This window comes from Alteromonas sp., assembly GCF_984505615.1.
On record NZ_CFHOXV010000025.1, the window covers coordinates 1 to 15259 of the forward strand.

Annotated in this window: 13 protein-coding genes; 8 read left to right on the plus strand and 5 right to left on the minus strand. The window is 51.1% G+C overall.

Annotated features, from left to right (window positions below; genetic code table 11):
- Both AC4PME_RS13505 and AC4PME_RS13510 read left to right on the plus strand, forming a co-directional pair.
- A partial coding sequence (locus AC4PME_RS13505; protein ID WP_491529630.1) for a threonine/serine exporter family protein occupies positions 1-466 on the plus strand: 466 nt, incomplete at its 5' end.
- A 184-nt stretch (positions 467-650) separates the two neighbouring features.
- On the plus strand, positions 651-1760 hold the full coding sequence (locus AC4PME_RS13510) for a mechanosensitive ion channel family protein (protein WP_491044735.1): 1110 nt from the start codon (positions 651-653) through the stop codon (positions 1758-1760).
- A 117-nt stretch (positions 1761-1877) separates the two neighbouring features.
- Here AC4PME_RS13510 and AC4PME_RS13515 read toward each other — a convergent pair whose 3' ends face one another.
- Both AC4PME_RS13515 and AC4PME_RS13520 read right to left on the minus strand, forming a co-directional pair.
- Entirely contained in the window at positions 1878-2780 is a 903-nt protein-coding gene (locus tag AC4PME_RS13515) for a DUF697 domain-containing protein (protein ID WP_491044734.1), read from the minus strand.
- 14 nt (positions 2781-2794) lie between these two features.
- Positions 2795-4174 carry a YcjX family protein gene (locus AC4PME_RS13520; protein ID WP_491044733.1) on the minus strand — a complete coding sequence of 460 codons (1380 nt, stop codon included), beginning with the start codon at positions 4172-4174 and terminating at the stop codon, positions 2795-2797.
- 211 nt (positions 4175-4385) lie between these two features.
- On the opposite strand from AC4PME_RS13520, the gene AC4PME_RS13525 reads away from it, so the two are divergent.
- The 3 genes from AC4PME_RS13525 (at position 4386) to AC4PME_RS13535 (ending at position 6046) form a co-directional block, all read left to right on the plus strand.
- A complete protein-coding gene (locus AC4PME_RS13525; protein WP_119499706.1) occupies positions 4386-4592 on the plus strand; it encodes a type II toxin-antitoxin system VapB family antitoxin in 207 nt (68 codons plus the stop codon).
- Entirely contained in the window at positions 4589-4957 is a 369-nt protein-coding gene (locus AC4PME_RS13530; protein WP_119499705.1) for a type II toxin-antitoxin system VapC family toxin, read from the plus strand. The genes AC4PME_RS13525 and AC4PME_RS13530 overlap by 4 nt, the downstream gene beginning before the upstream one ends.
- 93 nt (positions 4958-5050) lie before the next feature.
- Complete coding sequence (locus AC4PME_RS13535; protein ID WP_119499704.1) at positions 5051-6046, plus strand: substrate-binding domain-containing protein; 996 nt, start codon at positions 5051-5053, stop codon at positions 6044-6046.
- A gap of 27 nt (positions 6047-6073) precedes the next feature.
- Here AC4PME_RS13535 and AC4PME_RS13540 read toward each other — a convergent pair whose 3' ends face one another.
- The gene (locus AC4PME_RS13540) at positions 6074-6619 is read right to left on the minus strand and encodes a gluconokinase (protein WP_119499703.1); all 546 of its coding nucleotides are present in this window, start codon (positions 6617-6619) and stop codon (positions 6074-6076) included.
- 178 nt (positions 6620-6797) lie between these two features.
- On the opposite strand from AC4PME_RS13540, the gene AC4PME_RS13545 reads away from it, so the two are divergent.
- From AC4PME_RS13545 to AC4PME_RS13555, 3 genes are all read left to right on the plus strand, one after another.
- Positions 6798-8162, plus strand: coding sequence for a GntP family permease (locus AC4PME_RS13545; protein ID WP_119499702.1), 1365 nt, complete (start codon positions 6798-6800; stop codon positions 8160-8162).
- A 73-nt stretch (positions 8163-8235) separates the two neighbouring features.
- Positions 8236-8751 (plus strand): NUDIX hydrolase, encoded by a 516-nt coding sequence (locus AC4PME_RS13550; RefSeq protein ID WP_491044732.1) that lies wholly within the window; start codon positions 8236-8238, stop codon positions 8749-8751.
- Positions 8752-8778: 27 nt separating this feature from the next.
- Entirely contained in the window at positions 8779-10230 is a 1452-nt protein-coding gene (locus tag AC4PME_RS13555; protein WP_491044731.1) for a M20 family peptidase, read from the plus strand.
- 54 nt (positions 10231-10284) lie between these two features.
- Here AC4PME_RS13555 and AC4PME_RS13560 read toward each other — a convergent pair whose 3' ends face one another.
- On the minus strand, positions 10285-12516 hold the full coding sequence (locus AC4PME_RS13560) for an alpha-N-acetylglucosaminidase (protein WP_491044730.1): 2232 nt from the start codon (positions 12514-12516) through the stop codon (positions 10285-10287).
- A 56-nt stretch (positions 12517-12572) separates the two neighbouring features.
- Entirely contained in the window at positions 12573-15212 is a 2640-nt protein-coding gene (locus AC4PME_RS13565) for a TonB-dependent receptor (protein WP_490709353.1), read from the minus strand.
- Between the last annotated feature and the right edge of the window lie 47 nt (positions 15213-15259).

Here is a 15259-nt window from a genome sequence, read left to right on the forward strand (position 1 = left end):
ATCTTTATTTGGCGAAAACATTTATGTGCCAGCGGAGTCTCTACCGGAATGGGGAACCTGGCTTGCAGTGTTCCTGTTAAGCCTCTCACTAGTAGCTATATTCCGCACGCGACCAAAACACATTCCCTGGGGCGTAGCTGCGGCATTTATCGCTTATGGGGCTTCGGTATGGAGTGCGGAGTTTATGGGGCCTGGCCTGAACACCTTCGTCGGCGCATTTGCTCTAGGTGTATTTGCTAACTTGTTTACCCGTATAGCTCACCAGCCCCACACCATAGTGGGTATGCATGGCTTAATCGTGCTGGTACCGGGTTCTAAAACCTATATCGGATTGAATTCGTTTATTTCCGGTCAGGATTTTGTTGCTGCAGAGCATGTGGGACAGGAAGTGTTCTTGATATTCATGTCTCTTATTGCAGGTTTGATATTTGCGAATGTTGTGGCACCAACGAAGAAGGCTTTGTAATTTATTCAGATTCGGGCGGTAAGGGTAAATACTGCCCCCCTTTTTCTGGCAGGAAAACTGTTAAGCAATACCTCCCCTTACCTTGTCGTTAATTCTATTCGATCTTAAATTCGATTCAATAGCGAATTAATCTTTCGCGGTCGTACCTGTGTATCAACGGATGGTACACATAAGGAATCTCAATATGGATGAGCAGTCAACTTCAACAGAAAACCTCAATTCCCTCCTTACCACCATGGGAACCCATCTGCCGGATGTACTTACCGGCCTTGCTATTTTTATTGCCCTGATATTTCTGGCGGGTCCCCTTTCAGGTTTGATCATTAAACCATTTCGTTATGTGTCTGCCAGTTCTTTGATCCGCTCTGTCACCCGCCGCACTATCAGCGCCCTTATCATGCTGTTCGGCTTGTACATCTTCCTTAAAATGGCAGGCCTTACGGAATTCGCTGTTGCCATTGTCAGCGGTACGGGGTTGATTGGTCTTATTCTTGGTTTTGCGTTTAAGGATATCGCTGAGAATTTTATTTCCAGCTTGCTGCTTACTGTGCAGCGCCCCTTTCGTATTGGCGATGTGGTGCAGATTGAATCTTATACCGGTGTGGTGCAGAAGGTGACATCCCGAGCCACCACGCTGGTCGATTTTGACGGTAATCATATTCAGTTGCCGAATTCTATTGTGTACAAGGGCATTATTAAGAACCTGACGGCTAACCCGAACATGCGCGGACAGTTTGTGATTGGTATTGGCTACGACAATAACATTGGTGAAGTGCGCGACCTCGCCATGGCCCTGTTAACTGAACACCCCAACGTGCTGACTGAACCAGAGCCGCAAGTGCTGATTGATACACTGGGTTCTGCCACCGTAAACCTGAAAGTGTATTTCTGGATTAATGTGGAAACCACCAGCGTGGTGAAAATGGCCTCTTCGCTGATGCGTATTCTGGTTGAGAGCTTTACGCAGGCAGGTATTTCCATGCCAGACGATGCCCGTGAAATTGTTTTTCCTGATGGTGTGCCGGTTCGCCAGATATCCGGGCAGGATCAGTCCGCGCAGGAACAGTCAGGGCAAAAGGAATCTGAGAACAGGCAGTCTGGTTCATCTGTGCCTTCCGTGCGGTCTTCATCATCCGGTTCATCGCCATCCCCTGCTCCGCCTGCGGCTAAACCGGAAAAGGTTGTTGTACCGGCGGCCATTGACCACCGTGAAGACGTGAGCAGTGAGAATGACGATATACGTCGTCAGGCAGAGCAGGCCCGTGATCCTGAAGACGGCAGTAATATTTTATAGAAGGGAATAAAAACCCCGCGCACAGGTCTCAATCGTTCCGGGCGCGGGAAAAGGCCTGAGCGATGAGCTTGTCAGGCCTGAGGGACTGGTGGTGAATTAACGTTTCACTGTATGTGCTTAGCGCAATAACTTAATAAGCGTTCTGCCAAGGCGCACGTTGAGCGCACCGGCGGCCACAGCTTCTGCTGAGTTTTCTACCACTTTGGCGGCCAGAGATCCGCTTATCTGATTGGCCAGTTCATCGGTAGCCATATCAAACAGGCTTTGTGCCGCCAGGTTCTGTGCCAGCACTTTAAATAATCGCCAGCTGCCGGCCGTGCCGGGGCGCAATCCGAATACTCTTGCGATACGCCGGATGGTACGAAAGCTTATCCACGCAATGGCCAGTGTCTGAATAAGATGGTTCGGACTGATAAACGCGAGGCTTCCGCTCACCACAGCTTCTTTACGTAACACTTCTTCGGCTTTTTTGGTTACCGGCACCGCGACCATGCTTTCATACAGGCCGGATACATCCGCTACGGTCATATCTGCATGCAATGCACTCTGGTACTGCTTGTAACATCTGGCGGCGTAGCTGTCTTTGCCGAAACGTTGGGCGTGCTCACGGATGCGTTTTTCAGCAACCGCGCGATCATCAAGTTCTGCCAGTGCGGGCAGATTCAGTGGCGTTTCAATACAGGCCTCTACCGCACGAAAGCCACGCCATTCTTTCACAATGAGCGCGATAAGCGCGGCCACAAAACCGCCGAGTAGTACGCCCAGCCCGGTGGAAATCAGCGGATACTCACTGAATTGTGTGACCAGAGAGTCGATGGCATCGAACACCAGAAAGCCGGTAACGGTAAGCGCACCGAGCACCAGAGTAATGACTTTCAGGGAAATGCCCTGCTGACCGTCGATATCCCATTCGGAGGTATCTATTTTCGCCGGCATCTGCTGGCTGGGAGCCTGCTGCTGCAGCGGCGTTTCGATGGTACGTGACCGGTATTCCGGCGCTTTATAATCGGTTTCACTCATGTTTAAACCTTTAACTAACGGGTTGTCAGTAAAAACTGAAACAGTTTATCCAGTCCCCTGCCGTTTAACATGCGGGGCAGATAGTCTGCGGGCACCGGCGGATACAACGCAGGATAATGCTCGTCTGCCGACATATCTTTAATGCGGGCCGGCAGAGGTTCGAACTGTACTTCCACATACTGTTTATGCTTGTTGGTGTAACGCAGCGCACCGGGCTTGCTACCCTCGTCGGTAGCCTGAATAGCTGACACCAGAAAATGCTCGTAAGGTACGTCTTCCCGTTCGAGCTTGGCGGTGGCTCCGCCGCACACGTCTTTCAGTAACGCCAGTAATTGCGGCTTTTCAGCGTCGGGGACGAGATCGGATTTGGTGGCCACAAACGCTACTTTGCCGATTTCCTGTTTACGTAACACGTGTTTCGAGAACCAGTCCTGCTCACCATACACAAACACATCTGCCAGGTGGCTTAAGGTTTCTTTTAACTGTGCCAGATGCTGTTTGCTGTGATTCAGCCCTTCAAATAAATCCACCAGAATGATTTGCTTATCTGCTTCACGGAAAGTACCGGCGCGGAGTGGTTTCAGCCAGTCTTGCTGAAATTCACTGAACCGTGCGTTGAATGCTTTGCTCCAGGGATGGGTAATATCACTGCTTATTTTTGCAGGCAGCGGCGTGAAGCCGGTTTCCCGCCAGTTAAACCCGCTGCCATCGAGCAAAAAACTGCCCGGTTGCAGCATGGCAATACCGGCCTGTTTCGCCCGCTTTAAATAATCGCGGTAGCTGCTTGTGAGCGTGAGCATGGCTTCGGGTGTGGGGTCGCTATCGAAATCGAACTGTTCCAGGGTGTGATGCCAGTCTTTGGCGTAGAAACGCTGGGGATCGGTCATTTGCTGGGCCAGCGCGGAATCAGACCACTGAGCAAAGGTTTTGCCGGCCATGGGTAAATCGGTGATCCACTCGCCTGGATAATCGATAAACTCAAACACCACATGGGTATGAGGAAACAGATACTTTTTGAACTGACCGGTTTGCTTTAACCGCACCACCATTTTAAACGCATACACGTTCTCGGTGGGCGCTGGCCATTCGCCCTTTTCCAGTGAGGCAATGTGATCGTCGATGGGGAATAACGGAAAGTCGTCTACCGGCTCCAGCCACATGCTGTCTACCAGCTCTGCGGGTAAGTGCTTAAGCAGCGGCAAACACTGATACTGATGTTCACTGCGATACTTCAGGATGGTCATTAAACTGGTGAACAGCATGGATTTACCGCTGCGGCTTAACCCGGTAATGGTAAAACGGTGATTTTCACGTGTGAACCAGTCGCCTGCCGACGTTATGCCATCAAGCAAGGGTTCCAGCGGTGATAACACATTCTTCAGAAAGCTCTTCATTGATACCCGTTATTCGCAACACATACCGGTATGATATGGGGATCACCGGTGAATTTAAAAGCAGTTGTCACATTTGGATACAAATGCACGAACTGTTCTTGCTGCCAGTTTCTGTTCAGGACGTTTCGTTGAATAATAATTAAACACCCTTCAATATGATTGATGCTATTATTGATGCACTAAATCATCAAAATTAGTATTGAGATAGATAATGCGAACTACCGTGACGATCGACGATGAGCTGTACACAACAGCGATGGAACTCGCTGAGCCTGGCATGAACAAGGCTGACTTAGTCCGCGAAGCGATATGCACGTTTATCAGAGTGCGAGCTGCTGAAAGGCTATCGTCTTTAGGCGGTAAAGCACCTGATATGGCGGAAGTGTCGCGGCGAAAGGAAGTGCCGGAGTCTCAATGAAAGTCCTGGTTGATACCTCAGTGTGGGTTTCTCATTTCAAAAAATATAACAGCGACCTGAGCGCTTTATTGCTATCAGACCGGGTAGTCACCCATCCTTTAATTGTTGGTGAACTGGCCTGCGGTACACCGCCAGAGCCAAGAGCTAGAACATTCGCTGATTTGAAAAGATTGAAGTGTTGCCCGGTGGCGAGTTATGAGGAAACGTTGTATATGATTGAACATCACAAACTGTACGGTCGTGGCTGTGGTTGGATAGATTTGTCGCTGCTAGCTTCTACAATGATTACTCCGGAAGTAGCCCTCTGGACGCTTGATAAGCGGCTCAATCTACTCGCAGACCATTTCAACATTTCGTATGATTGATGTAGCTGCCACCTCTTTCCTACCGTAGAATCATTCCCTCCTCCTCATGTTACGTGTAACATCACCGGCATAAGAAACGTAAAGAGAGACGTTATGCCTGCCAAACGCCCCACACTTCAGGATATTGCCGACATTGTTGGTGTGACTAAAATGACGGTAAGCCGCTATCTGCGGGCCCCTGATTCTGTGGCACCGGCTACGCAGGCCAAAATTGCAGAAGCTTTAACGTCGCTGGGGTACATTAAAAACCGTGTACCGGCCATTTTGTCGAAATCCTCCAGTAAGACCATCGGCATTATTATTCCTTCGTTATCGAACCAGGTATTTGCTGATTTGGTGCAGGGCGTTGAGAACGTCACCGCCGCCAACGGCTACGACACCCTGATTGCTCACACGGGTTATAACCCGCAAACCGAAGAAGACAAGATTGATATGATGCTGTCGTATCAGATTGACGGCCTGGTACTCACTGAAACCCAACACACACCGCGCACAAGGCAGATGCTGAAAAAGGCTGCGATTCCGGTGGTGGAAACCATGGAAGTGCCCGGCGAGCCGTTGGATATGGCAGTGGGCATGAACCACGAGCAGGCCGCTTATGAGGTGGTAAAGCGGATGCTGGATTCAGGCAAACAGAATACGGTTTATCTTGCCGCCAGGTTAGACAGCCGTACCCTGCTGCGGCAACAGGGTTACGAACGGGCCATGAAAGAAATGGGCTTACAGCCGGTAACGGTGTCCACTGCGGAGCATTCCAGTTTCACCCGTGGCGCACAATTGATGGCGCAGGCGTTGTCGTTACATCCGCAAACGAACGGCGTGTTCTGTACGAACGATGATATTGCCATTGGCGCGATGCTGCATTGCCGGCAAACAGGCAAACAGATCCCTGCAGACATGGCAGTAGTGGGATACAACGGGCTGGATATCGGCGGCGCAACCACGCCGGTATTAACCAGCGTACTTACTCCACGGGAAGAGATGGGAGAGCAGGCAGCCCGCCTGTTGCTGGCGTCGTTGCAGGGAGAGGCGGTAGCAGAGAAGCTGATCACCTTGCCTCACAGCCTGACGGCAGGGGAAACACTGTAAGTTAGTAAGCGCCAACCAACAATCTGATTAGATGCAGTTTCGCGCTTTTAAACGCTCTGTTACCCGGCTGACAATTTCCTGCGGCGTGCTGTCGATGGTGACTGTTAATACATCCTGTTCGCTGATGTCCGGCCGTTCCAGCGCATCGAACTGACTGTCGAGCATATCCGGCTTCATGAAATGCCCTTTTCTGGCAGCCATCCGCTCTAAAATCACATGCTTAGGCCCGTCGAGAAACACGAACACCAGGTTTTTGTTATCTTTGCGAATTGCGTCGCGGTAGCGCTTTTTCAGTGCCGAGCACACAATCACGCCCTTGCGGCTGCGCTGCTCCAGGTTATATACCGCATCATTGATGCGTTCGAGCCAGGGCGCACGGTCTTCATCGTTAAGCGGGGAGCCCTCTCCCATTTTTTTTACGTTGGCTCTGGGGTGTAAATCGTCGCCGTCGATGAAGGTGGCCTGCATATCTGCCGCCAGCATCTCAGCCACGGTGGTTTTACCTGAACCACTTACGCCCATGACCACCACAGAGAAGCCTGCCGGCGGTTGTTTGCTCTCGCTTTTACTCATAATGTTGCAGCCTGCTCCACGGTTTTGGTGTTAAATAATTGTTTACCTTTTTAGCGTAACATGTACCATGTTACCGGTAACGTTACTGATTGTGAATGGCTTTAAAGCGTAATTTTTTCTGCCGGCTTTCAGTAAACGCTTCTGAACCTGTAAAACGCTGTGAATAAGAGAACGTGCTATGGATGTTGGAACCGACCCTACTCACCTGTTGCTTACCGGCCTTGGCGCGGTGGTGCTGCTGGTACTGCTCATTATAAAAATGCGGGTGCATGCATTTGTGGCATTGATCCTTGTCAGCGTATTGTCGGCTGCCGTAGCCGGTATTCCGGCTGATGACATTGTGCCGGTGATGATGAAAGGGTTTGGTGGCACGCTGGCCTCTGTGGCCTTGCTGGTAGGGCTGGGCTGTATGATTGGCAAATTACTGGAAGTCACCGGTGGTGCCAGAGTGCTGGCCGATGGTCTGATTAACCGCTTCGGTGAGCAAAAAGCGCCGTTTGCGCTGGGTGTTGCGTCATTACTTTTCGGCTTTCCTATCTTTTTTGATGCCGGACTGATTGTGATGTTCCCCATACTGATGAGTGTGGCGGCTAAGTTCGGTGGCTCGACAATCAAATACGCGTTTCCCGCAGCCGGTGCGTTTGCGGTAATGCATGCCTTTGTGCCACCTCATCCCGGCCCGGTAGCAGCCGCTGATTTACTGGGGGCGGATATTGGTCTTCTGTTGCTTATTGGTTTGCTGATTGCCATTCCCACCTGGTATCTGGGCGCGTATTGCTTTGCCCTGTATGCGGGCAAGAAAACCGTACTCTCCCTGCCGCCGCTGTATAAGAACACTGATTCTTCCACGTTAACCACCCCACCGGCATTCAGTACGGTGCTGGCTGTTCTGCTAACACCGGTGCTGCTGATATTTATGGATACCGGTTTGAACACGTTGCAGGTATCCGGCGTGATAAGCGGCGATGCTTTATGGATTGATATTCTGCGTATGCTGGGTAAAACCCCGGTCGCGCTGTTGATCACACTGATCCTGTGTTTATTTCTGTTTACCCGGGATCTTGGTCGTGAGAAAACCGAAGCGCTTTGCGGAGAATCGCTGGCGCCCATCTGTGGTGTGATTCTGGTTACCGGTGCCGGAGGCATGTTCGGTGGTGTACTGCGCAGCAGCGGGATTGGTGAAGCGCTGGCAGGCTTATTACAGGACACAGGATTACCGGTGATTGTGGCCGCGTTTGTGATTTCAACCTGTTTACGGGTAGCACAAGGTTCTGCCACAGTCGCACTTACCACCACAGCGGCTCTGATGGCGCCCATCGTATCGGCCACCACCGGCCTTTCGGCGGTAGACATCTGCTGTATTGTGATTGCCATTGCCGGCGGCGCAACGGTGCTGTCGCACTTCAATGATTCCGGCTTCTGGCTGGTATCCCGCTTGCTGGATATGGATGAAAAGACCACCCTGAAAACCTGGACGGTAATGGAAACCCTGCTCGGCAGCATTGCATTCCTGCTGGCCGCGTTAATCAGTGTGGTGTTTTAGAAAGTTGCCCCGCCAGCACATTTTCTGGCATGCTAACCGCTAATTTCTGTCATCAAACTGATGTATTTTCTGCATGAATACAGACCCGTTGCGATTTTGCCCGAACTGCAAGAGCGATGCTTTTTCATTATCTGAAAACCGCTATTTTTGTGAAGACTGTAGCTTTACTTACTTCCTGAATGCTGCCACGGCGGTAGCGGGTATTCTGGTGTGTGACGGCCACTTGCTGTTTACCGTGCGGGCGAAAGCCCCGGGTAAAGGTAAGCTGGGTCTGCCGGGCGGATTTGTAGATTTTCACGAGTCGCTGGAACAGGCACTGATGCGGGAAACCCGCGAGGAACTGGGTATTCATGTTGCTGACTGGCAATATTTGCTGTCTGCACCAAACACCTATGATTATGCCGGTGTGCGTTATCACACCTGCGATGGCTTTTTTATTGCCACGCTGAAAAAGCGCCCGGAATTTTCGCTTCAGGCAAGCGAAATTGCCGGTGTAAAATGGCTGAAACCGGATGATATTAATCCGGATAATATTGCTTTCCCTTCTATGCGCCGCGCGGTGAAGGTATACATTGATTCTGTCAGTTAAACTGCCTGCTCATTTAAGGATAAGAGTATGAAGCGTTTTTTCCTGTCACTGGGTGTCGTGATTGTTCTGTTGATTGGCGTACTGATTTTTAACGCCATGCGTTTCACGCCACAGGAGCCTGCCCCGTCTGCAGACATCACGTTGATTCAGCCTGACGATGAATTGCTGGCTAAACAGCTGGCTGAGGCACTGACCTTTAAAACCGTTTCGTATGAAAACGGCAATCCTGACAACTACGCCAGCTTCACCGCGTTTCAGGAATGGCTGGCCGCCACCTATCCGCTGGTATTCGAAAAAGCAGAACTGGTGCGCCTGAATACTCACACCTTACTGTTCCGCCTGAAAGGTCAGGATGCTGCGTTAAAGCCGGTGCTGTTTTCAGCCCATTACGATGTGGTACCTGTTAACCCGGGTACAGAGCGTACCTGGACGTATCCACCGTTCGGCGGCGTCATTAAAAACGGTGAAGTGTGGGGTCGTGGCGCACTGGATGACAAAAATTCTGTCATCACACTGATGGCTGCTGCCACACACTTGCTGGAAGAGAACATCGCCACACAGCGGGATATTTATATTGCCCTTACCCATGACGAAGAGATTGGCAGCACAGACGGTGCGATTGCAGTCACGCAGTGGTTTAAAAATAAAATGATCACGCCTGCCTGGTCGCTGGATGAAGGCTCTTATGTACTGGACGGCATTGTGCCGGGTATCGATAAAGGCATTGCCAGTATCAACCTGTCGGAAAAAGGGTATTTAACACTGACGCTCACCGCAGAAGGTGAAGGCGGGCACAGCTCCATGCCACCACAGGATACTGCGGTAACCATTCTGGCCGCAGCGCTGATGAAGCTGCACGACGCGCCGTTACCCGGCGGGCTGGAAGGCATTAGTGAAAAGATGTACAGCGACATAGCCCGGCATATGGATTTCACCAAGCGGTTGCTATTTGCCAATATGTGGCTGTTTAAACCCCTGTTGAATTCTGTTGTAGGCAGCAGTACCAGCGGTAATGCCATGCTGCGCACCACCACGGCTCCCACCATGCTGTCAGGCAGCGTGAAATCTAACGTATTACCCGCCACCGCAACGGCCACGATTAATTTCAGGCTGCACCCGCGGGATTCGGTGGAATCTGTGACAGAATGGGTGCGTGAAGCCATTAACGATGACCGGGTAACAGTGGAAGCGGGAGAATTCACCGAGCCTTCACCGGTAGCATCCAGCAGTAACGAAGGTTTTTTACAGATGGTACAGACCACACGGGCTGTTTATCCGGATGCCATTATTACGCCGGGCCTCACCATTGCCGCTACAGACAGCCGCTTTTACAGCGAAATAACCGACAGTTACCGCTTTGCGCCTATGGTGTTACGCTCAGAAGATCTTGGCAGTATTCACGGCACCAATGAAAAGATATCGGCAGCGAACCTGGTAAAAGCCGTGCAGTTTTATACGGCATTGATGGCGCAGCAATAAGATAGGAATACGGAAAGAAAAAGCCCGCCTGCCCAACCACAGGCGGGCAGGCTGTTAACGGGAAACTTCCATCATTAACCCGTTAACGAGCAACACAGGGTTGTCCGGTTTGACCGGCGCGGGAATGGTGGTTTGCTCTGTCCACGCATTCTCCCATTCAATGAGTGCCTGCTGCTGTGCCTCATCATCAAAAGATGACTCAGACACCACTGAAGCACGAAGTGCTGACAAGTACTGCGACCAGCGCGGCAGGTAGAAATCTTTGTACATGCCCTGCCAGGCTTTAGACGCATAGTCTTTCAGTTTAGGACCGCCCCACACGGTAATTTGCTGGCGGGCGTTCTTCACATAAAAGTCAGATTCTGCTTTGTTGTCACCGTAAGCCGCTGCATCTGACAACCAGGTATGCAGAGACTCCTGGTGCCATCCCATCAGCGCGTCCAGTTGTGTAACCAGTCTGGTGATTTGTGCCGTCAGCGCATCGCCTTTTTTAATGTCTTTTGCCTGATAAGCAGATACGGCTTCCTGCAACATTAAATCCACATGTAGTGATACTGACTGCTTTGTCACGTCCACCAGATCGTAGATAAACAGCGGGGAATCTGCGTATTCGTCAGCCAGAGACAGCAGTTCCATGATGGCTGCGTCGAGGCTGGCGAGATCGCCCGGGCTACCTTCGAATTCAGTGATATTTGTTGTCGGTCGCTTGAACAGTAAGTAAGCACCTGCTGACCCTTCCCACCAGCGGGTCGTCCAGTAACGTACCGAGTACACACCGTCGATAAGCTTATCCCAGGCATTCATCAGCGCCGGAGACGATTTACCGTACCGCGCGTTGGCGTAGGTGGCTATCCAGCTTTGCATGTCCGGTTTTGCCTGCCAGGGTAAATCGAACAGGAACTCATAGGCCACAGAGTTATTGTGAATACCTTCAGGGAATACACCGAAACCGGTTAACGCACCTTTATTTTCTGAATGCGTTACCACATCCAGCTGTTCTGTGTAGTCTGCAAAGTCAGCGTAAACAGGGTCTGATCCGCCGTAGTTATGAATGAATCCGAAGATCCACGGCTTACCTTTAAAGCCTTCTGTACGCTGCCACACATGATAACGGTCGTTGCCGATATCGTGGATCATGGCTTTGCTGTCCGGTACATCTTTCAAGAAGGCTTCAATGGATTCCAGATCCCAGAACTCTTCATCAGCACCGAACATCCAGCCCTGCATCACCCAGGTAGCATCCGGCGCAGCCTGTTGAATAGACTGGTAAATACGCTTTCCGTAGGAAGCCAGGTCGGCGTAACGGTTGTCTTCTGACACCGGCGGCAGCATTTCATTAAACGCATCAGATAAATAGTATTCGTGTTCGCCGTAGGTGGCGGTGTAGATTTCAATAAAGCGTTTTGCCACTTTATCGAATAAGGGATCTGCCGGGTCCAGCCAGTAGGTTTCGTGTTCGAACCCTGTCCATTTCGGCATTTCGTAAATTTTTGCATCGGGGAAACGTTCGGTGAACGCTTTGGGTACATACCCGCTGAACGCCGGAACAACAGGCTTCATGCCGAGCTCGTCCATACGTGCCAGAATTTGTTTCTGCAATTTGTGTTTCTTTTCAATCCAGCTTTGCGGTAACGGGCCTTCATGGCCTTCAATGTTACCCATGCGCTGCCAGGGCGTAAACGCAGGTCCTGAAAAATACGTATCCAGTTCGCTGTCTGTTACACCGAACTCTTTCCACAGGGCTTGCCACACAAACTCCTGACCTTCCATTGCCACGGGGTTATTCACACCGTGTAAGGCCATCCAGTCTATTTCCTGCTCCCAGCGCGCCCAGTCCCACCAGGGAGTGGTATAGCCGTAGGCACACACATTCAGATATGCGCGCTGATCAAACGGTGTAGCGATTTTCGCCCCGTCGAAGTCAGCAAAATGGTCGGGCATGGCTACGCGGTTGCCTTCCCAGCTTACCGATAACGCGCCCTGCTCCCGCAGATACTGATATGCACCGTATGCCATGGCAGCATCGCTGTTGCCACTGATTTCCGCCTGTCCGTTTGTTACATTCACTTCGTACCACTCAGGTTCGTTGTCGGTAACTTTACGGGTGGAAATGTGCCCTGCCTGACCACCGGTGACCCGGCTGAGGACGGCCTGCACAGGGGTTTGCACGGCTACGGTTTCACTTTCACTGGCGCGGGGTTGCTCTGCCGGTGTTCCGCAGCCACTTAAGGCAAACGCCACTGCCAGACACAGCGCACTGACCGGCATAGACATAGGTTTACGCATTGATTTTATCCTGTAAAAAACGTGCGCTGCGTTAACAGGCAGCGCACACCGCGTTTTTAAAATGAGTACATTGCACTCAGGTAGTAGCTTGTACCCAGTACACTGGTGGTCTGCCAGACCGGCTTCTCATCGGTGTAGTAGGCTTCTTCATCGTTACCGTTAATATTCAGCGCGCCGAAACGCAGGTTCAGTTCTTCAGTCACGTTGTAGCTCAGTACCACGTCTATCTGATCGCGGCCATCTACCACGCGGCCTTCACGGGCGAAGAACGCATCGTTGCTGTCCTGAATATACGGGCTGCGGTGGTTCAGTGCGACCCGCGCGCTGAACACTTCGTTTTCCCAGTAGCCGATGAAGTTCCAGGTTTCTTCAGAAGAATTGGTCAGTACAAAGTCTTCACCGTCTTCCGCATCAATAAAGGTATAGTTTGCTGAGAAACCGAAACCTTTGATGGGCAGCCATTCGTCCAGTCCCTGGTTCCAGCCAAGCTCATAACCTTTGATGGTGGTACCGGAGTCATCGTTGTAGGTGCTGGTAATCTCATAAATATTACCTTCATTGTCGGTACAGTCTGCTGCCGTGCCGCTCAGCGCCACACCGTCGTAACTGTCCGGACAAACAAACTCGGTGACAGAGCCGTTTTTAATTTCTTTCCAGAACAGGGTTAACGCCAGGCTGTCACCTTCACCGTAGTACCATTCCAGACCTAAATCTGCCTGGTCTGCGGTCATTGCCTTCATTTCCGGCTGACCCAGATCGATGGTGTAGGTAGTCGTACCGAAGGAGTTAGACGCTGAGGTTTCTGATGCAGCAATTTGTGTATTGGACGTCAGAATAGGACGCACCAGCACTTTTGCTGCAGCAAAACGGGCCTGTACTTCATCGGTGAGCTCTAACACCAGGTTCATGCTGGGCAGGAAGTTGGTGTAGTCATAATCGATATCGTATTCACCCACCACCATGCGAATTTCTTCGTTATCCGGATTCTGCTCACCGGTGAGGTAAGTATTGATAGTCCGGTCTGTGGTTTCGTAACGGCCGCCGAAATTACCGCGGAACGGGAAATCACCTAACATGGTGTCGAACTCAAGCTCGGAATAGAACGACAAAATGTCACGTTCGATACCGTAAGACGACTGGGCCGCAAAGAAGGTAGGAATAGTTACGCCTTCTGCCACCAGCGCATCGCGGTAAGCCTGAATATCCGGTGCAATCCAGGCATGCTGAATTGACATCTGATTATCGAGGAAGTCGGTCACCATGAAGTTATATTCAGACATCAGCGGTAAGTCTGCAGGGTCTGCATCACCAATGGCGAAACGGTCTGTACGGTATACTTCGCGGTTAAACTCTTCCTGACGGTACTTCACGCCGAATGCGAAAGACGTGAAAATGTCGCCATCGAGAATGCGTTCAGCATCAAATTGCAGTGCCTTTTCGGAGGTATCCACAATACGTGTTGCACCGTTGGGATATTCGTTACGGGGCATGTCGTAAGGATACAGCGCCGGGTCGGTGAGATCTTCATCCACATCAAAAATAACATTGCTGCTGTCGGAAATATCCATGGTGGCAGACACGGTGGTTGCCAGAATAGCGGCTTCTTCGCTTTCTGTAGCATCACCGGCGGTATAGTGCGCCACGCCTGAGATTATCCAGTTTTCCGTTTCGTATTTAGACTGCAAGGTAAAGGCTTTACTGGTTGCGCCTTTTTCCTCGATTTGACGGTTATTTTCCAGCGTGAAATCATCAATTCTCACATTGGTGTATACGCCGCCAACCGGCTCGCCAAGCAGGGTGATGTCATCACGGTCGAACAGGAATACCTGCTGGTTCAAATCCTGATAAGTATCGTCGTCGGCATAAATGGCAGTAAAGGTGGTTTCAAAGCTGTCAGTCGGACGCCACTGCACGGCACCGTTCATCAGATAACGCTTGGTTTCGCGGTCGATACGACGGTAACGGGGACGGCGTGGATAATCATTGCCTTCGTCGTCCTGGAACCAACGGCCCATCCAGAAGTTATCTACGCGGTCATCCAGTTCCTGATAACCGGCGTTCAGGAAAATACCCACAGTATCGTCAGCAAACTGGTCGATATAGGTAATGTTTCCTTTCGGCGTAACATCGTCAGTAGGTGAAAATTCTGAATACTGACCTTTTACCGATGCCACAATTTTACGCTCGCCGTAAGACAGCGGCTTGGTAGTATCGATGTTGATTGTGCCGGATAACCCACCGGTGTCCATGTCAGCGCTGGGAGATTTGATCACCGAGATGGCTGAAGCCAGTTCTGACTGAATAATGTCGTAACGGAAACCGCCGGTGAAATCGGCGTTTGCCATTGTCTGACCATTAACGGTCGTCCGCGCATATTGCGCACCTAAACCACGAACACTGATCGTGGAGCCGCGACCGTTAATGTTGGAGATCTGTACACCGGGAATACGCTGAATCGCTTCAGCAATGTTCTCGGTAGGGAATTTACCGATATCTTCTGAGGTGATGATATCGGCAACTTTGGTTTCATCCCGCTTGATAGCCGCTGCCTGCACAAGGCTGGAGCGGTAAGTCACGTCGATGCGTTCAATCTGGTCTTCATCAGGCGTTGCAGTTTCCTGCGCAAAAGCAACAGGGTTCAGAGCACAGAGCAGCGCGCTGGCAATGAGGGTTTTCTTCGGAAGTGCATAGTTCATTTGCGTTTCCCATCAGTTCAACACTTTTATCGTTTCAGCTTCAGGCA

Bases quoted from the DNA above. Each gene is read 5' to 3' on its own strand.
- AC4PME_RS13565 (WP_490709353.1), bottom strand. From the start codon at position 15,212: ATGAACTATGCACTTCCGAAGAAAACCCTCATTGCCAGCGCGCTGCTC.
- AC4PME_RS13540 (WP_119499703.1), bottom strand. From the start codon at position 6,619: ATGAGTAAAAGCGAGAGCAAACAACCGCCGGCAGGCTTCTCTGTGGTG.
- AC4PME_RS13550 (WP_491044732.1), top strand. From the start codon at position 8,236: ATGAATACAGACCCGTTGCGATTTTGCCCGAACTGCAAGAGCGATGCT.
- AC4PME_RS13510 (WP_491044735.1), top strand. From the start codon at position 651: ATGGATGAGCAGTCAACTTCAACAGAAAACCTCAATTCCCTCCTTACC.
- AC4PME_RS13560 (WP_491044730.1), bottom strand. From the start codon at position 12,516: ATGCGTAAACCTATGTCTATGCCGGTCAGTGCGCTGTGTCTGGCAGTG.
- AC4PME_RS13555 (WP_491044731.1), top strand. From the start codon at position 8,779: ATGAAGCGTTTTTTCCTGTCACTGGGTGTCGTGATTGTTCTGTTGATT.
- AC4PME_RS13535 (WP_119499704.1), top strand. From the start codon at position 5,051: ATGCCTGCCAAACGCCCCACACTTCAGGATATTGCCGACATTGTTGGT.
- AC4PME_RS13515 (WP_491044734.1), bottom strand. From the start codon at position 2,780: ATGAGTGAAACCGATTATAAAGCGCCGGAATACCGGTCACGTACCATC.
- AC4PME_RS13530 (WP_119499705.1), top strand. From the start codon at position 4,589: ATGAAAGTCCTGGTTGATACCTCAGTGTGGGTTTCTCATTTCAAAAAA.
- AC4PME_RS13520 (WP_491044733.1), bottom strand. From the start codon at position 4,174: ATGAAGAGCTTTCTGAAGAATGTGTTATCACCGCTGGAACCCTTGCTT.
- AC4PME_RS13545 (WP_119499702.1), top strand. From the start codon at position 6,798: ATGGATGTTGGAACCGACCCTACTCACCTGTTGCTTACCGGCCTTGGC.
- AC4PME_RS13525 (WP_119499706.1), top strand. From the start codon at position 4,386: ATGCGAACTACCGTGACGATCGACGATGAGCTGTACACAACAGCGATG.